The 17,732-nt window shown below is 50.4% G+C and carries 20 protein-coding genes and 1 other annotated feature; of the genes, 19 read left to right on the top strand and 1 reads right to left on the bottom strand.

Annotated elements, in window-relative coordinates; genetic code table 11:
- The first annotated feature begins 195 nt into the window (after window positions 1–195).
- From ACRQU7_RS17280 to ACRQU7_RS17210, 15 genes are all read left to right on the top strand, one after another.
- Window positions 196–1,230 (top strand): hypothetical protein, encoded by a 1,035-nt coding sequence (locus tag ACRQU7_RS17280; RefSeq protein ID WP_444642174.1) that lies wholly within the window; start codon window positions 196–198, stop codon window positions 1,228–1,230.
- A 110-nt stretch (window positions 1,231–1,340) separates the two neighbouring features.
- On the top strand, window positions 1,341–1,766 hold the full coding sequence (locus ACRQU7_RS17275; protein WP_444642172.1) for a hypothetical protein: 426 nt from the start codon (window positions 1,341–1,343) through the stop codon (window positions 1,764–1,766).
- Between the two features lie 254 nt (window positions 1,767–2,020).
- Window positions 2,021–2,653 (top strand): hypothetical protein, encoded by a 633-nt coding sequence (locus ACRQU7_RS17270; protein ID WP_444642170.1) that lies wholly within the window; start codon window positions 2,021–2,023, stop codon window positions 2,651–2,653.
- Between the two features lie 874 nt (window positions 2,654–3,527).
- On the top strand, window positions 3,528–4,184 hold the full coding sequence (locus tag ACRQU7_RS17265) for an HD-GYP domain-containing protein (RefSeq protein WP_444642168.1): 657 nt from the start codon (window positions 3,528–3,530) through the stop codon (window positions 4,182–4,184).
- A gap of 15 nt (window positions 4,185–4,199) precedes the next feature.
- Window positions 4,200–4,769 (top strand): DUF5317 domain-containing protein, encoded by a 570-nt coding sequence (locus ACRQU7_RS17260; protein ID WP_444642166.1) that lies wholly within the window; start codon window positions 4,200–4,202, stop codon window positions 4,767–4,769.
- Window positions 4,770–4,913: 144 nt separating this feature from the next.
- A complete protein-coding gene (locus ACRQU7_RS17255) occupies window positions 4,914–5,477 on the top strand; it encodes a TetR/AcrR family transcriptional regulator C-terminal domain-containing protein (protein WP_038325975.1) in 564 nt (187 codons plus the stop codon).
- 339 nt (window positions 5,478–5,816) lie between these two features.
- Entirely contained in the window at window positions 5,817–7,313 is a 1,497-nt protein-coding gene (glpK, locus tag ACRQU7_RS17250; protein WP_444642164.1) for a glycerol kinase GlpK, read from the top strand.
- A 119-nt stretch (window positions 7,314–7,432) separates the two neighbouring features.
- The gene (locus tag ACRQU7_RS17245; RefSeq protein WP_038325973.1) at window positions 7,433–8,149 is read left to right on the top strand and encodes an MIP/aquaporin family protein; all 717 of its coding nucleotides are present in this window, start codon (window positions 7,433–7,435) and stop codon (window positions 8,147–8,149) included.
- A 148-nt stretch (window positions 8,150–8,297) separates the two neighbouring features.
- On the top strand, window positions 8,298–9,749 hold the full coding sequence (locus ACRQU7_RS17240) for an NAD(P)/FAD-dependent oxidoreductase (protein ID WP_038325971.1): 1,452 nt from the start codon (window positions 8,298–8,300) through the stop codon (window positions 9,747–9,749).
- Window positions 9,742–11,010 (top strand): NAD(P)/FAD-dependent oxidoreductase, encoded by a 1,269-nt coding sequence (locus ACRQU7_RS17235; RefSeq protein ID WP_141826404.1) that lies wholly within the window; start codon window positions 9,742–9,744, stop codon window positions 11,008–11,010. The genes ACRQU7_RS17240 and ACRQU7_RS17235 overlap by 8 nt, the downstream gene beginning before the upstream one ends.
- Window positions 11,007–11,360, top strand: coding sequence for a DUF1667 domain-containing protein (locus ACRQU7_RS17230; RefSeq protein WP_038325969.1), 354 nt, complete (start codon window positions 11,007–11,009; stop codon window positions 11,358–11,360). Before ACRQU7_RS17235 ends, ACRQU7_RS17230 begins: the two co-directional genes overlap by 4 nt.
- 54 nt (window positions 11,361–11,414) lie before the next feature.
- Complete coding sequence (dhaK, locus tag ACRQU7_RS17225) at window positions 11,415–12,404, top strand: dihydroxyacetone kinase subunit DhaK (protein ID WP_444642161.1); 990 nt, start codon at window positions 11,415–11,417, stop codon at window positions 12,402–12,404.
- Window positions 12,405–12,518: 114 nt separating this feature from the next.
- Window positions 12,519–13,142 (top strand): dihydroxyacetone kinase subunit DhaL, encoded by a 624-nt coding sequence (dhaL, locus tag ACRQU7_RS17220; RefSeq protein WP_038325966.1) that lies wholly within the window; start codon window positions 12,519–12,521, stop codon window positions 13,140–13,142.
- A 27-nt stretch (window positions 13,143–13,169) separates the two neighbouring features.
- Entirely contained in the window at window positions 13,170–13,550 is a 381-nt protein-coding gene (dhaM, locus tag ACRQU7_RS17215) for a dihydroxyacetone kinase phosphoryl donor subunit DhaM (RefSeq protein ID WP_444642158.1), read from the top strand.
- Between the two features lie 222 nt (window positions 13,551–13,772).
- Entirely contained in the window at window positions 13,773–14,027 is a 255-nt protein-coding gene (locus ACRQU7_RS17210; RefSeq protein WP_444642156.1) for a hypothetical protein, read from the top strand.
- 40 nt (window positions 14,028–14,067) lie between these two features.
- Here the strand turns inward: ACRQU7_RS17210 and ACRQU7_RS17205 are convergent, their stop codons facing one another.
- The gene (locus ACRQU7_RS17205; RefSeq protein ID WP_038325962.1) at window positions 14,068–14,277 is read right to left on the bottom strand and encodes a DUF378 domain-containing protein; all 210 of its coding nucleotides are present in this window, start codon (window positions 14,275–14,277) and stop codon (window positions 14,068–14,070) included.
- Window positions 14,278–14,545: 268 nt separating this feature from the next.
- On the opposite strand from ACRQU7_RS17205, the gene ACRQU7_RS17200 reads away from it, so the two are divergent.
- The 4 genes from ACRQU7_RS17200 to ilvN all read left to right on the top strand — a co-directional run bounded on the left by ACRQU7_RS17200 (window position 14,546) and on the right by ilvN (window position 17,731).
- A complete protein-coding gene (locus tag ACRQU7_RS17200; RefSeq protein WP_444642154.1) occupies window positions 14,546–14,836 on the top strand; it encodes a DUF2087 domain-containing protein in 291 nt (96 codons plus the stop codon).
- Window positions 14,837–14,902: 66 nt separating this feature from the next.
- Window positions 14,903–15,163 carry a hypothetical protein gene (locus tag ACRQU7_RS17195; protein ID WP_444642152.1) on the top strand — a complete coding sequence of 87 codons (261 nt, stop codon included), beginning with the start codon at window positions 14,903–14,905 and terminating at the stop codon, window positions 15,161–15,163.
- A 97-nt stretch (window positions 15,164–15,260) separates the two neighbouring features.
- Window positions 15,261–15,496, top strand: a binding site (T-box leader).
- A gap of 59 nt (window positions 15,497–15,555) precedes the next feature.
- The gene (gene ilvB, locus ACRQU7_RS17190) at window positions 15,556–17,226 is read left to right on the top strand and encodes a biosynthetic-type acetolactate synthase large subunit (RefSeq protein WP_444642150.1); all 1,671 of its coding nucleotides are present in this window, start codon (window positions 15,556–15,558) and stop codon (window positions 17,224–17,226) included.
- A gap of 16 nt (window positions 17,227–17,242) precedes the next feature.
- Window positions 17,243–17,731: an acetolactate synthase small subunit gene (gene ilvN / locus ACRQU7_RS17185; RefSeq protein WP_141826398.1), complete on the top strand. Its 489-nt coding sequence runs from the start codon at window positions 17,243–17,245 to the stop codon at window positions 17,729–17,731.
- Window position 17,732 lies beyond the last annotated feature (1 nt).

Here is a 17,732-nt window from a genome sequence, read left to right as displayed (position 1 = left end):
GCCCTGCCGGGCACCTCCTTTTTTAGACATATCCCCCTGTTTGTCGAAAAACAGGACAAAACCGGAAACTGTCTATTTTATTCCGCGGGGATCCATTCTATAGTGGTACTACCGGCATTTTATTTCAGGCGCGAAACTTTTATCCGTAGCCGGGGGATGCCGTAAAAATATCGGTTTGCAAACGGAGCGTAAAAAATGGAATACAGACATAAGATGATGCGTACCGCCGTGGGCGCGGTCATAGAAAAGGCAATCCGGGATATTCGGGACGACCCCCGGCGCAGTATCCGCAATCTGGCGGATATGGGCGACAATTTTTCAAAAACGGCGGCTCAAAAGCATTTTTTTGAAATTGCTCATGAGGTTTTAAAAAATCCCGATAATCCGTACTATGAGCTGATTTTGAATATGATCCGGAATGTTGACGTGGAGACGGTCAAAACCGTCAGCCTGAATTTCGGGTACAGCTGTCTGAATTACGGGGCGGAGCTCCTTCGGACAAAGGAAGCCGCCGTAAAACGAAAACTCCCGTGGCTGCTGCGGTTTGCATGCGGTCCGGACCATGCGGATTCGCTGGGGCTGCACCGGGTGGAGGAAATTGTTTCGGACGCCGTTTCCCTCGGTATCTATACCTATGTTTTTCAGATTGAGGATTCCGCCGAACGGCTGGGGCAGATTCTGGAGCTTTGCCAAAATCATGAGGAATGCTGCTTTTTTGCGGCGGTGACGCCCAACTTTATCTTTGACCGGAATAAGGAACAGCTGATGAAAACGCCGAACCTGATTCTGTCCGTCGATATGTCCGCGGGCTGCGGGGAGGATGAAGCAAACTGTGCGCTGCGGCAGCTGCACGCGGGGAAATGCTTCTACGGCTTCCACGTCGGCTATACCGGGGAGAATGCGCAGCGGCTGACCTCCGAGGAATTCCGGCAGCGGATGATTGACTGCGGCTGTATTTTCGGTTGCTATGTCAACGCCGGGCGCGGCGATGGGGAACTGGAGGACAGAATTTACGAGTACGTCTGTTCCAAACGCGGGAAAAAGGGCGGGCCGCTGTTCGTTTTTGATCTGGATCGGGATGAACGGTATATCGGAAACAATATCCTGTGCGGAACAGACCTGTTTGTCGGCGCGGACGGAAGGGCCCGGCTGGCCGACGGACGCCTGGCCGACCTGCACAGCACGACGGTTTCGGAGCTGGCCGTTATGCCCGAGGTACGCTTTGCTTAAAAAGTTTACTGTTTATTTAGATATTTTCCACCTCCGTGCGCTATAATTATATTATTGAGGTACGCTGGGAAATCCTGCCGACCGTACAATGAAGGAGAGAGTATTGCCCGATGGATTGGTTCAGAAGAATGATGATGGGAAGATACGGCACCGATCAGTTTTCCGTTGCGCTGGCGGTGTTCTATGTGCTGCTGTCCCTGATCGCGCAGCTTTTCAGGCTGCCGGTTTTGCTGCTGTTGGCCTATGTTCCCCTTGTGCTTTGCTTTTACAGGATGTTTTCAAAAAATATCAGCAGGCGGTATCAGGAAAACACCCATTTTCTGAAATGGTGGGGTCCCGTTCAGGAACGCCTTCGCCGCACGTTTTACCGGCTGCGGAGCTGGATGCATAACACCTCGTACAGAATGAAGGACAGAAAGACCCATCGGTACTACAAATGTCCCCATTGCTCCAATGTCCTGCGCGTTCCGAAAGGAAAGGGAAAAATCAGCATTACCTGTCCTGTTTGCCGGACGGAATTTATTAAAAAAACCTGATAAGTGGCTGCTTTTCACGTTCCGAAATAAATCGCAGCCATATATTGCCGTACATCCCGCGGATTCTGCCGCGGGATGTATTTTTTTATAAATTTTAGCAGACGATTTTTCAAAATATTTCCAAAAGGCATTGATAAACAGGATGCAATTTAATATAATTTGAATGAATATGTAGAAAACGCTTTCATTCAATCCCATGGCGCAGATGGTCAGATATTTCTGCACATACAGTTTAAAAAACGGAGGGTTCTCAAATGGAGAACAGTCAAAGCACAATCATAAAAGAATATTCCGATCTGATAGACAAGCTGCCGGGCGTAATGAAATCCAGTATTGTCCAGTCCGGCGATGCGATCACTGAAATCCATGTGCTTTCCGATATGAGCCGCTCGCCAAAGCAGATCGCGCGTGACATTCAGTCCGCCATCCTGGTACAGTTCAATACGACGATTGACCATAAGCTGATCAGTATCGCTCAGATTCCGTCGGAAAACAGCCGGAAAATAAAGGACAGGCTCGTTTTCGAAGAGATCAGCATTGCAAAGAGCAAGAACCGTTCTACGGCTGCCGTTTCCCTTTGCGACGGAGAGTCCACCTTCAGCGGGGAAGCCTCCGCCTTAAATGACAGTGTGGACGTCAATAAAATGATCTGCCAGGCGACTCTGAATGCGGTTACTAACTTTATCGAGCCGGATATGTCGCTTTCCCCTATAGATGTAAAGCTGTTCGACCTTACCGAAGGGAAAGCGGTTGCCGTTTGTATTGCGGTCAAATTCAGAAACAGCGTGGAGCGTTATCTGGGCAGCTCCTTTGTCGGCGACGATGCCGGTTATGCGGTCGTAAAAGCCACGCTTGACGCGCTGAACCGCAGAATTTCCAGCATCTAGCGCATTTCATTCGGAAAAAATCAGGTTTGCAGCCAGATCCATTAGCGTAGCGGATATAGCCTGTTTATTCAGCGGAGAACAGAGATTGTTTTACGGAGGGCTATATTCAATGAAAAAAGTTCTGTTTGCCTTAATGTCCATACTTTCTGTTGTGGCAACTGCAGGCGCAAGTTTTTCTTGGAAGTAATTACTTAAAGTACTGTAAACCTGATTTTTTATATAGAAGGAGGTACATATGAGCCGTTCTTCAAAAATATATGCTTATTTGGTTTCAATAATCGGACTCACTCTTGGCTCATACTGTGTTTATTCATATTTCAGTTCTGTTTATTCAAGTGCAAATCGAACAAGTGAAATAGTGCAGTTTATCATTCTTTTATTTTTATACATAATTTGTCGTTGTTTTCCTATTTATATCAGAGATGATTATGCTATTGACATGTCTTTTATCTGTAATCTGGCGGCAATCTTGTGTAAAGGGCCCACTGTTGCGGCTACAATGGTTTTTATCAGTACAATTTTTGTAATAGAACCGTCCCATACTGAAGAAAAAAAGTTTATCCATATTTTTAACACTGAGCCTATTAAAACTGCATTCAACACGTCTAATTTTATTATTTCGGTTTTTTGTGCCGGAGTGCTTTACCAGGCTATGGGTGGAGTAGTGGGCTTGCTGAGACTGCCCGATATTCTGCTTCCCGGTATTCTGGCTTCCTTTTTTTATTTTTTTGTTAATTGTACTCTCTTATTGATGCTGTTTTCACTCAATTTGAAAACACCTTTTTTCCACTCCTTATGGAAAACACTGATTGATTTTTGGCCCAATATTACGGTTTCCACTCCCATAGCATACTTTACTGCAAGGTTTATGACTATGGAAAACGGGCTGTATCTGGTTATTTTAATTATGATACCGCTGCTTTTGGCGCGGTATAGTTTCGTGTTGTATTTAGATGTAAAGAAAAATTACTATGCAATGGTCAAAACCCTGACGGCCGCGCTGGAGGCAAAAGACAAGTATACCGAAGGCCACTCGCACCGTGTGGAGGAATATGCGGAAATGATTGCTCGGAAAATGCACTATCATCCGGGCGATATCGACGACATCAAGGTGGCCGCCCTTCTGCATGACGTGGGCAAAATCGGCATCGATGAAAAAATACTGAATAAGCCCGGCCCGCTTACGCCGGAGGAACGCGCTGTTATTATGACGCATCCGGTGATCAGTGCGTCCATTCTGAAGAATGTAAAGCTGAACGACGCAGTCCGCGAAGCGATTCTGCATCATCACGAGCGGTATGACGGCGGCGGCTACCCGGACCATACGAAAGGCGGGGAGATCTCCACCGCGGTCTATGTGATCGGCGTGGCGGATGCTTACGACGCCATGACCAGCGACCGCCCCTACTGCGCCAGCATGCCGGTGGAGCGGGTGGTGGAAATTTTAAAAGAGGAGAGCGGAAAACAGTTCCACCCCAAGGTGGTTTGCGCTTTTCTGGAGGCCCTGCGTGAGCAGGGTGTCATTTCATAGAAGCGGAGATAAAGAATGGTATTGTTTGTTTTTGTGCTGGCGGGCTTTCTGATTGCGGCTGCCGTCAACCATATAAGGGGCGTAAAAAACCAGTACGGCAATCTTTCCTCCGTCCGCGGCCTGTGGCTTCCTGTGGCCGGTCTGCTGGCGGAGCTTCCGTTTTCCCGGTTCCCTGATTTTGCCGCGAAGGTTCCGTGGCTTTTTACGGGGATCAGCTATCTGTGCATTATCGCCTTTCTGATTTTGAATCGGCGCCGGCTGACCGCGGTGACCCTTGCCGGAGCTGGTACGCTCTGTAACCTGCTTGTCATTGTGTGCAACAATTTTCGCATGCCGGTGTCTCCTGCGGCGCTTGCGATGTTCCCCGGCATGACCCCGGAGGCCGTCTACGCGAAAAAAGCCAACTATTTCGTCGCCACCAACGGAGCGAGGTTCTATTTCCTGGGCGACGTGATCCCCGTGCCGGCCCCGTATATCGGCAGCTTTATCAGCGCGGGGGATATCCTGCTGGGATTGGGGATCGCCTGTCTGATTGTTTCCGTTCTGACAGAAAGGAAAAGCCCGCGCCACCTTGCGCGGAAATAAGCCTGGGCAGCCGGGCCCGTTTTCCTCCATGGCAAAATTACTCTTGAATCATAATCGTGTTATATAGTATAATATACATTATGGATGAGTGTTTGTTTTATCTATTTTGCTAAAATGGCTGAATGTTAAAATGGAGGAAAAAACATGGAATATGCATCGCAAACCAAGCAGCAGCTTGCAAATTCTTTGAAGGACCTGATGAGCCGGACCCCATTCAACAAAATCACCGTCCAGAATGTAACCAGTAATTGCGGATTAAACCGGCAGACGTTTTATTACCATTTCAAAGATATGTACGAGCTGTTGAGCTGGATTTACCGGAACGATATCGTCAGCCAGATGGGGGAAGTACCGGACGGGCAGTGGGAAACGGCGGTCGTGCAGGCCATGAGGTACTGCAAAGCCAATCGCGCGTTCTGCAGAAATACCATCCGTTCCATCAAAAAAGAGTATATGGAAGGGTTTTTACAGCCCGTCGTGCACTCTTGGGTGGAAAAGCTGGGGATCGATCTTGAAAACTGCAAATACATAAGCAAGGAGGATGCGGATTTTCTGGTCGATTTTTTTACCACTGCATTTGTAAATTACGGCATCCAGTGGGTCAGCCGGGGAATGCAGGAAGACGAGGATTTTGTCATTAAAAAAATCAAGGCTCTGCTCCGGATGATTTACCACGGCACGGAAAAACAAAAAAGAATTGCAATATGACTTTGATTCCCGTACATCCAGTACGGGGATTTTTTGTTATACGGAAATATGGTGTATCCATTTTTGCTAAATAGCATGAATCCTTTATAGAAAAATTAAATAATGCAAGTAGCACCATACACAAGAATAACCAAAAAAAATAATTGAATCATATGATAATTATCAAATCTATACAAAAAACGCGAATTGTCTAAATACAAAATTCCTTTTCAGTGTTATGATATGGGCATAGATGGTAATACGGCGCAAGTCGGAAAACCAAAGTTATGGGAAGGTGCCTTAGGGCAAACAAAGATACAATTTATTGTATCGGAAAAACATTTTAGGGGAGGTTTTTTTATGGCCAAGTATGTCATGGCGCTGGATGCCGGCACAACGAGTTCCCGCTGTATTCTTTTCAATGAGAAGGGTGAAATGTGCAGCGTGGCACAGAAAGAGTTCACACAGTATTTTCCGAAGCCGGGCTGGGTTGAGCATGATGCGATGGAAATTTGGTCCACCCAGATCGGTGTTGCTCAGGAAGCAATGCTGAAGATCGGTGCGGTTGCGGCGGATATAGCGGCAATCGGTATCACCAATCAGCGTGAAACAACCGTTGTGTGGGATAAAAAAACAGGCGAACCTGTTTACCACGCCATCGTTTGGCAGTGCAGACGTACATCACAGTACTGCGACACCTTAAAAGCGAAGGGTTTAACAGAAATCTACAGGAAAAAGACAGGTTTAATGATCGATGCTTACTTCTCGGGCACAAAAGTAAAATGGATTCTTGACAATGTTCCGGGCGTAAGGCAAAGAGCAGAAGCCGGCGATTTACTGTTCGGCACGATTGAAACATGGCTGATCTGGAACCTGACAAAGGGCAAGGTTCATGTAACCGATTATTCCAATGCTTCCAGAACCATGCTGTTCAACATTACGGAACTCAAATGGGACAAAGAGATTCTTGATGAGCTCAATATTCCTGAGAGTATGCTCCCGACTGCGAAACCGTCCAGCTGTGTATACGGCGAATCCGATCCGTCCTTCTTCGGCGGGGCGATTCCGATTGCCGGCGCCGCGGGCGACCAGCAGGCAGCCTTGTTCGGCCAGACCTGCTTCACTCCGGGCGAAGCGAAGAATACATACGGAACAGGCTGCTTTATGCTGATGAACACAGGCGAAAAGCCGGTTTATTCAAAGAACGGCCTGGTTACCACCATTGCATGGGGCCTTGACGGGAAAGTAAATTATGCGCTCGAAGGTTCCATCTTCGTAGCCGGCGCTGCAATTCAGTGGCTGCGCGACGAGATGCGTCTGGTTGACACATCGCCCGATTCCGAGTATCTGGCGACAAAGGTAAGCGATACAAACGGCTGCTACGTTGTTCCTGCGTTTACGGGCCTTGGTGCTCCGCACTGGGATCAGTACGCGAGAGGCACCGTCGTCGGTATCACCAGAGGCGTCAACAAGTATCATTTTGTCAGAGCTACGCTTGAGTCCCTTGCCTATCAGACTTATGACGTGCTGAAAGCGATGCAGGAAGATTCCGGTATTACGCTGAACGCTCTGAAAGTCGACGGCGGCGCGTGCGCCAACAACTTCCTGATGCAGTTCCAGGCCGACGTGATCAACGCACCCGTACACAGACCGGTGTGCATTGAGACAACGGCAATGGGCGCTGCTTATCTGGCCGGTCTTGCGGTTGGCTACTGGGCAAACAAGGAAGACGTTATTAAGAACTGGCAGATTTCCAAGATCTTTGAGCCTGCCATGGAGGCCGCTCATCGTGAAGAAATCATCAAAGGCTGGAGCAAGGCTGTTAAGTGCTCCTTTGGCTGGGCCAAGGAAGACTGATTTTTCTGTTTTGCATTACGGTTAGCGAGTAAACGATTAAAATTCAGGCCGGCCCCTCGGCAGGGGAAACCTCCTATCGAAAGGGGCCGGTATTTAAAAAAGATTGAGGTGTATTGTTAATGTTACCATATCTTGCGGAGTTTTTGGGAACAATGATGCTGATCATCCTGGGCGACGGTGTCGTCTGCAACGTAAGCTTGAATAAATCCGGACAAAAGGGCGGCGGCAGTGTCCAGACCGGTATTGCATGGGGCCTCGCTGTTATGATTCCTGCGTGCATTTTCGGTGCTGCTTCCGGCGCGAGCTTCAACCCGGCACTGACTATTTCTCTTGCGGCGATTGGTAAGTTCAGCTGGGCTATGGTTCCCGGTTATATTATTGCTCAGATAGCGGGCGCTTTTGTCGGTGCTGTCGTTGTCTATCTGATGTTCAAGGATCATTTCGACGCAACAGAAGATGCCGGAACGAAACTGGGCGTTTTCGCGACAGGTCCGTCCATCCGCAATATTCCCCGTAACATTTTCTGCGAAGCAGTTGCTACCTTCGTGCTGGTCTTTACACTCCTCGGCTTCGGCAACGTAGCCGGTGCCGGCACAGTGGGCGTTTCCAACCTGTATGTATTCGGAATTATCACATCCATCGGCATGTCCTTAGGCGGGCTGACCGGTTACGCTTTGAACCCTGCCCGTGACCTCGGACCCCGTATCGCTCACGCCATCCTCCCCATTAAGGGCAAAGGCGATTCCAACTGGAGCTACGGCCTTGTCGTTCCGATTATTGGGCCCATCATCGGCGCTCTTGTCGCTGCATTTGTATTCCAGGCAATTCCGTGGTAATTCATGGTTGTATCAGGTTATATTAAAGAATTAATATGCCTTGTAAGTACCTAGCGATGAATTGATAAAATATTTGCAGGGGCGAATAAAATTTGCCCCTGCATTATTTTAAAAAATTCCAAATAAATTAAAGAGTGGTGTTCACAAAATGGTAGATGTAATCATCATCGGCGGAGGTGTCGTGGGTTGCGCGGTGGCCAGAGAATTGTCAAGATACAGCCTGAACATTGCCTTGCTGGAAAAGACCGATGATATCAGCAACGGCCAAAGTAAAGCAAATACCGCGATTATTCACGGAGGCTATGATGCGCATCCCGGTACTCAAAAAGCGAAGTTCAACGTGCTCGGCAACAAAATGTACGATCAGATCTGCGAAGAGCTGGATGTTCCGCATAAATGGAATACCTCCCTGGTTGTTTCTTTCAGCCCGGAAGATCATGAAAGCCTGGAAGCTTTAAAAAGGCAGGGAACAGAAAACGGAGTTCCCGGACTCAGCATTATTGGACAAGATGAACTTAGAAAAAGAGAACCGAACATTGGCAGCACGGCGTGCGAGGCACTTCTGGTCACCAACGGCGGAATCGTCTGCCCCTATGAACTGACCGAGGCCTTTGCCGAAAACGCTGCGATGAACGGTGTTAATTTCTACCGTGAAGCAGAAGTTACTGCGATTGAAAAAGAAAAAGACGGATGGAAAGTTATAAGCAAGGCTGGTACCTTTACAGCGAAAGCAGTCGTGAACTGTGCAGGACTTTATTCCGACGTAATCAACAATATGGTTTCCGAGGATAAAATCACCATTGTCCCCCGCAGAGGCGAGTATTACATCGTCGATAAGAAATTCAGCGATGCCTTCCACGCGTCGATTTTCCAGCTGCCGACCAAAATGGGCAAGGGAATCCTGGTGACCCCCACCGTGGACGGAACCATCCTGATCGGGCCGACCGCAGAGGATATCGACGATAAGACGGACACAAGGACCACACCTGAGGGACTTGAGAAGGTTCTGAAATTCGCTGCCCTTACCTGGGAGCACATTCCCGCCAGAAATTATATCACAACGTTCTCCGGACTGCGCGCGCACTGCGACAGAAATGAATTTGTCCTCGGCGAAGCGCCGGACGCGCCGATGTTCTTCAACGCGGCGGGCGTGGAATCCCCGGGACTGACCTCGTCCCCGGCGATTGCCGTGTATCTGGCAGATATGATCACCGACAAGCTCGGAGCGAAGAAAAAGGATGATTTCAATCCGATCAGAAAAGGGATACCGAAGTTCAGGGAGATGACGGACGAAGAGAGGGCAATGGCGATCTCCGTCAACCCGGATTACGCAAAGGTCGTCTGCAGATGTGAAACCGTGACGGAAGCTGAAATCAGGGAAGCAATCCGCAGGCCGGTCGGGGCGAGATCGGTCGACGGCATCAAGAGAAGGACAAGAGCCGGAATGGGCCGGTGCCAGGCGGGCTTCTGTACCCCAAGGACTCTGGAAATATTGTGTGAAGAGCTTCATATATCCCCGCTGGAAGTGACAAAGTTCGGAGGAAACTCCAAATATCTGGACAGTTACCTTTTTGAGAAAGGGGATCATGAAGATGCGTAATGTAGATATTTTGATCATCGGCGGCGGACCTGCCGGTCTGGCGGCCGCGGTTTCCGCCTACGAAGCGGGTGCGAGGGACATTCTGATTCTCGAAAGAGAAGAGAACCTCGGCGGTATTCTGAAGCAGTGCATCCACAACGGCTTCGGGCTCCACACCTTTAAGGAAGAGCTCACCGGCCCGGAATACGCGCAGAGATATATCGACAAGGTGCTGGAGTACGGCATCCCCTCCCAGTGCGACACCATGGTCATCGACATCACCCCGGACAAGGTGGTGACCGCGGTCAGCAGGGGCGCGGGGCTGGAGCATTTCAAAGCAAAATCCGTCATCCTTGCCATGGGCTGCCGCGAGCGCCCCAGAGGGTCCCTCGCCACACCGGGCTGGAGATGCTCCGGTATTTACACGGCGGGAACCGCGCAGAAATTTACGAATCTGAAGGGCCTGATGCCCGGCAGGCGCGTCCTCATTCTCGGTTCCGGAGATATCGGGCTGATTATGGCGCGCAGAATGACTTTCCTGGGCGCAAAGGTTCTGGCGTGCGTGGAGCTGATGCCCTTCTCCGCCGGACTGAAAAGAAATATTGTACAGTGCCTTGACGACTACGATATTCCGCTCCTGCTCAGCCATACTGTAACCGATATTGCCGGCAGGGAACGCCTGGAAGGCGTAACGGTTGCAGAGGTCGACCCCAAAACGCTCAAGCCCATTCCCGGAACGGAAGAGTATTACGAGTGCGACACCCTGCTGCTTTCCGTCGGCCTGATTCCTGAAAATGAGCTGTCCACCATGGCCGGCGTAAAGATTTCCCCGGCGACAAACGGCGCGGAGGTAAACGAGAATCTCCAGACCTCCGTGGATGGAATTTTCTCCTGCGGGAACGTGCTGCATGTGCATGACCTGGTCGACTTCGTATCCGAGGAATCCGCCAAAGCCGGCGCCAACGCCTACAAATATGTACAGGGCCAGCTTGCGAAGGAGGAAGAGACGCTGGAAGTGGTCAACGGTTTCGGCGTGTCCGGCGCGGTCCCCCAGCATATCTCAAAGAAGCTGGATGAGCCGATCACCATTATGTTCCGTCCGAGGGGCGTTTACAAGGATGCAAAGGTTTGTATAGATGTCGGAGACGTTCAGGCAGCCGAGAAAAAGAGCCGGATTTTGACCCCCGGCGAAATGGTGACGCTGAAATTCACTCCGGAATATCTGCAGAAAAATGCCAATGCTGACAAAATCACTGTAAGAGTGGAGGCGCAGCAGTCATGATAAAAGAAATTACCTGCATCGGCTGCCCGATGGGCTGCCGGATCACCGCGGAGGTGGACGGCGATCAGATTTTATCCATCGAGGGCTATACCTGCAATATTGGTAAAAAATATGCACAGGAGGAGCTGACGCTTCCGACCAGAATGGTGACCGCTTTGATGAGGGTGTACGGAACCACTCAGCCGCTTTCCGTGAAAACCTCCAAGCCGATCGAAAAAAGTAAAATTTTCGATTGCCTGAAAGAGATTTCCCGCCATACGGTCATGCGTCCGATCCATATTGGGGAAGTCCTTATTAAAAATGTGTGCGGTACGCCGGTCAATATTATCGCGACGAAAGAACTGGAATAAGATCAGAGCGTTACCGTAATGATAAATTAAAATAAATGACAGGAGGCGTTTTTTGTGAAGAAGTTAATAAACAGCGTGGACAATGTGGAACAGGAAATGATCGTCGGCATGGTAAAAGCGTATCCGGATCACGTCAGAAAACTGGACTGCGGCAACGTAGTCGTCAGGGCTCACAAAAAAGAAGGCAAGGTGGCACTCATCAGCGGCGGCGGCAGTGGACATGAGCCTGCGCACGGCGGTTATGTCGGCGAGGGAATGCTTGACTGTGCCGTAGCGGGGGCCGTGTTCACTTCTCCCACTCCTGATCAGATTTATGAGGGCATCAAAGCCATCGCCACGGATAAGGGCGTGCTGATGGTAGTGAAAAACTACACGGGCGACGTCATGAACTTCGAAATGGCGGCGGAAATGGCCGAAGCGGACGGGGTCAGCGTAAAGCACGTGGTGACCAACGACGACGTGGCGGTCAAGGACAGCCTTTACACGACCGGGCGCCGCGGCGTTGCCGGAACCGTGTTTGTCCATAAGATTGCGGGCGCGAAGGCCGAAACCGGGGCGGACCTGGACGAGGTCCACCGCGTAGCGCAGAAGGTCGTCGACAATGTCAGGACGATGGGCATGGCCCTTACGCCCTGTACCGTTCCCGCGGCCGGCAAGCCCGGTTTTGAGCTCGGCGAGGACGAAATGGAAATCGGCATCGGCATCCACGGCGAGCCGGGCACCCACAGGGAGAAAATCAGGAGCGCGGATGAAATCGTCACCATGCTTCTGGATAAAATCGTAGCGGACATTGATTACAGCGGCAAGGAAGTTGCGGTTATGATCAACGGTTCCGGCGCGACGCCTCTGATGGAGCTCTTCATTGCCAACAATAAGGTCCATGATTACCTGACGGAAAAGGGAATCAGAATTTACAGGACGTTTGTCGGCAATTACATGACCTCCATTGAAATGGCGGGCTTCTCCATTTCCATGCTCCGCCTTGACGAAGAGCTCAAGGAGCTTCTCGATGCAAAGGCCGATACCCCTGCATTCAAACAATAAGGTTTGCTGTGTGCGGCGGGGCGCACCGTTCCGCCGCATAATTTTCATCTGGTTGCATATAAATCATTTATTATTGAATGATATGGATATATCTTTTGAGAGAGGGAAATCATTATGACGGACAGCAGTAAAGTAATAGAAATACTGAAACAGATCGGCGAGCAAATTCAGATGGAAAAAGATTTTTTAACGGAACTGGACAATGTCATTGGTGACGGTGACCATGGAATCAATATGGCCAGAGGATTCAAAGAGGTAGAAAAGAAGCTGGCCGATCTCTCCGGGAAGGATATCGGGTCTATTCTGAAAACGGTCGGCATGTCGCTGGTTTCCACTGTGGGGGGCGCTTCGGGCCCGCTTTACGGAACCGCGTTTATGAGGGCCGGCGTCGCTGTCGGCGCGAAAACCGAAATAGACGGCAATGACTTTATTGCCGCGCTGGAAGCCGCTATCGGCGGAATCGAAATGAGGGGAAAGGCGCACGAAGGCGAAAAGACCATGCTGGACGCCCTGATTCCCGCGCTAAATGCCATTAAAAAAAGCTATGCGGAAAATAACGACTTTAAGGCTGCGCTCACCCGGGGGGTGGAAGCCGCGGAAAAGGGCGTTGAATATACCAAAACCATTATTGCAACAAAGGGAAGGGCCAGCTACCTTGGGGAAAGAAGCCTTGGGCACCAGGACCCGGGAGCAACCTCTTCCTGCTTAATGCTGAAAGTAATCAACAGAATGTTATAAAGCTGTTTTAGACAGGAAAGGTTAAATATGGTAGGAATTATCATTGTATCCCACAGCCAAAAGCTTGCCGAAGGCGTTGCCGAGCTGGCAAAGATGATGGCGGCCGACGCGCCGGTTGTTCCGGCCGGGGGGCTTGACGACGGTACCTTTGGCACCAGCTTTGAAAAAATCAGTACAGCCATAGACTCCGTGTATACCGATGACGGCGCGGTGATCCTGATGGATATGGGCAGCGCGGTCATGACGGCGGAGATGGTGATTGAAAATATGCCCGAACGAAAAATACGGATGCTCGACTGCCCCCTGGTAGAGGGTGCGGTAGTAGCTGCGGTCGGCTCCAGCGCCAACCAGAGCCTGGAGGAGATCACCGAGTCCGTACAGGATGTCGCTTCAGAGAAAAAGCTCTGAAATTAATTTTTGATTACTCCTTTACTTATTCCATGTTTCGACACACACCATAGCAACAGGCACATCGTTTCGTATGACATGAAACGGTGTGCTTGTTGTTTTCCGGCGCGTTTTTCCGGCTTTTGCATGAACGGCTTTTCTGAAAGGGCGGTATAACGCCACCCGCTTTGGGAATAGTAAAAATGTCCCTGAGGACAATGTTATGGAAAAGAGGAGAAACTCATGAGTAAGAAATACAGTTTTCTAAACCTGAACGGTGATACACAGAACGATGAAAAAAGCTGCAACTTTATAACAGATGCAAATTGTCTCGGTCAGGATAAGAAAAATACACAGTCGGATGTTAACAGCACTGATTCCCCCAAAAATGATAAAACATCGTCCGACGAATGGAAAACCAGCGGATCATCGGCCGGAGAAGGAAAAGATTATATCAAAGCCACACCTGAGGACAACATTCCGGACAACAACAGATAGCAAAAAAATAAGCCCTCCCATTTTTTCGGGAGGGCCTCCATTATGTGGTTTCTCGGACGGCCTCGTCGTCTCTGAACAGCAGTGAAATACACCAGATTGCAGCGATTGCAACCAGTACATAGATGATCCGGCTGAACATTCCGGACTGACCGCCGCCGATCCATGAAACAAAGTCGAACTGGAAAATACCGATGGAACCCCAGTTCAGACCGCCGATGATAACCAAAAGCAATGCGATTTTATCTAACATCTTTTTCACTCCTTTTTTTTATTATGATCGTTTTCTTCCCTGTTTATTCACTCCGGAGCCCGGCCAGGACAGCGATGCATCTACAGCACTTCCGGAGTTGATTCTGCAACAAGGTTACGTTCCTCCCCCGCCTTCGGCGGGGGAGGAACGTGTTTTGTCTCGCAAACTGAAATGGAATTGCCATCATTCAGAAATCACATCATATCCGCTTGACATTTTTAAAATGCAGGGTAAAATTGATAATAGGAAATATAACAGGAGGATCAATATGGAAACGATTGATATCACGCCGGAAGAGGAAGAAAAAATATTAAATAATGTTTTCAGCTCGTTAGAACCCTTAAAACTAAAGGTGATTTCTTCCAAAGCGAAGAAAAAAGCGGTTATTTTTAAAAAAATAGCGGGCCAGTTTGAAAAGGGGAAACACTATACGGAAATGGATGTCAACGGAATTCTAAAGGGGATTTATCCGGAAGATTATTCCACCCTGCGCCGCAGTCTGATTGATCTGGGATATATGGACAGAAAAAGCGACGGAAGCGAGTATTGGCTCAAATAAAAAACCTTTAAGGCCGGTTTTTCTGCAACTGGGAAGGCGGCACATACTTTTGGAAGGGATGAGTGTATGAAAAAGGCAGCGGGTATTCTGATGCTGTGGGCGGTGATGCTGACGATTTGCGGGTCGGTTTCTGCGGCCGCGGTGCCGGGCGTAACGAAAAGCGGTGCAGCTTCCACGGGAAGTCTGGAACCGTCCGTCATGCCGTACTTTACCAATCAGCCCGTAAGTCCCGACATCATGCCTTATCACACCGATCAAAAGGTCGATCCGGTCATTGTACCGGGCCGGAAAGATTCCGCCGTGCGTTCGGCCGGTGCGGTCAAATGATTTTACCCGAAGCAGGCAGGATTGTTTCTTTTACAGACAAGGCTTGATAAAACACTTGACAAGCAGGCCGGAATATAATATGCTATAAACCAATAACAAAAATGCGCAGATGGGGACAGAATGCATCCTTTCCGCTCACAGAGAGCCGTCGGCAGGTGAAAGACGGTACGGCGAATGCAGGATATCACCCCGGAGCAGGCAGCTGAACAGTCGCTAAGTAAGTACGCCCGGTGTCCCGCCGTTACAGGGGAGTGCATTGTTTGATGCATGCTGAGATGCCGGTTCTCCGGCGAATTTAGAGTGGTACCGCGAAGTGAAGTCTTCGCCTCTATGCAGGGGCGAAGGCTTTTTTATTTTATCTGAGGAAGATATGTCTTTAAGGAGGAATACGAATGCAGTTAACAGGGGCGCAGATCATGATGGAATGTCTGCTGGAGCAGGGCGTGGATACGGTTTTCGGCTATCCGGGCGGTGCGGTGCTGAATATTTACGACGCGCTTTACGAGTACAGGAATAAGATCAACCATATCCGCACCGCCCACGAGCAGGGCGCGGCCCACGCGGCGGACGGTTACGCACGGTCGACCGGGAAAACAGGGGTCTGCATCGCAACGTCCGGCCCGGGCGCGACCAACCTTGTCACCGGGATCGCCACCGCTTATATGGATTCGGTCCCGATGGTCGCGATTACCGGCAACGTAAGCTGCGACCTTCTGGGGCTGGACAGCTTTCAGGAAGTGGATATCACCGGTATCACCATGCCGGTCACCAAACATAATTATCTGGTGAAAAATATCGAGGATCTGGCCGATACGATCCGCAAGGCGTTTTTGATTGCCGGTACGGGCCGGAAAGGGCCGGTGCTTGTGGATATTCCGAAGGACGTAACGGCGCAGAAATATGAATATACGCCGCAGCCGCCGCTTCCGGCGCCACGGGGAGACTTTCCCTGGGCGGAACGCTTCGAGCAGGCTTTGGAGATGCTCCGCACGAGCGAAAAGCCGTTTATCTATACGGGCGGCGGGGTCATTGCAGCGGAAGCATACGGCGAGCTGAAAAAATTCGCGGAGCTTCTCGACGCGCCCGTTTCCTCTTCACTGATGTGTCAGGGCGGCTACGACCAGACCGACCCGCGCTATATCGGGATGCTGGGTATGCACGGGACGAACACGGCGGCCCTCGCCATTAAAAACTGCGATCTGCTGATTGCCGTAGGAACACGCTTTTCCGACCGTGTGCTGTGCAACGCGAACCTGTTTGCGCGGCACTGCCCGATTATCCAGATCGAGATCGATACGGCGGAATTCAATAAAAATATTGATGTGGATTTAAAGATGAAGGGCGACGCCAGAGAAATTCTGGCGCATCTGAACGGGATGCTTCCCCAGCGCCAGCACAAGCTCTGGATGGAAGAAATTGCAGAGTGGAAAGCGCTGTATCCTCTGGTGCAGGAAAGCACGTCCGAGGAAGAGGTCCTGCCGCAGGAGGTTCTGGAAACCCTTGACCGCCTGACGGATTCCGAAGCGATCCTTGTTACCGAGGTCGGCCAGCACCAGATGTGGACGGCGCAGTTCTACCGGTTCCGCACCCCCCGGCACTTCGTCAGCTCCGGCGGGCTGGGGACCATGGGCTTCGGCCTGGGCGCGGCGATCGGTGCGCAGGTCGCGAACCCCGACAAACACGTCGTCAATATTGCGGGCGACGGAAGCTTCCATATGAACTGCAACGAGCTTTCCACCGCGGCGCAGTACAATATTCCGGTAATCGAGCTGGTCTTCAACAATCAGGTGCTCGGTATGGTGCGCCAGTGGCAAAAGCTTTTCTACGGCAGCCGCTTTTCACAGACGACGCTGGACAGGACCACCAATTATGAAATGTTGGCGCAGGCGTTCGGCGTGAAGGCGTTTACCATCAGCCGCAAAAGCGAAATCGAACCGGTGCTGAAGCAGGCGCTCGCCCTGCGGGAACCGGTCCTGATCAACTGCCATATCAATCCGGACGTCAATGTGCTGCCCATGGTACCGGCGGGCGGCTCCGTGGAAAATCCGATTCTTGAAATGTGAGGAGCGACAGATTATAATGAATCATGATAACGATAAAGAATATGTTTTGTCCGTACTCGCCAGAAATAATCCGGGCGTTCTTCTGCGTATCGCCGGGCTGTTCAGCCGCCGCTGCTACAACATTTTAAGCATTGTCGCGGCCCAGACGGAAAACACGGAATACTCCCGCATCCTGATCGTCGTTTCGGGCGACGACCGCATTGTCCGCCAGGTGGATAAACAGGTGAGCAAGCTGGTCGACATCGAGGAAGTGACCGTGCTCAACCGGGAAGAGGCCGTCGTGCGCGAGCATCTGCTTTTGAAGGTGGAGCGGAACCTGCAGAACAGCGAAAGGCTGGTGGAAATCGCGAATGTGTTCCATGCCGGTATTTTAAATGTACAGCCGGATTCCATGATTATGGAACTGACCGGCGACGCGAACACCATCAACTCTTTTATTGAACTGTACAATCCGTACAATGTTCTGAAAATCCTGCGCACCGGCGCAATGGCCATGATGAAATAAT

Origin of the sequence: Caproiciproducens puteiluti (genome assembly GCF_052442865.1) — a bacterium.
In the GTDB taxonomy this organism is placed as follows: Bacteria; Bacillota; Clostridia; order Oscillospirales; family Acutalibacteraceae; genus Caproiciproducens.
The sequence above is the reverse complement of the archived record's forward strand: the minus strand, read 5'-3'. Positions and strand labels throughout refer to the sequence as shown.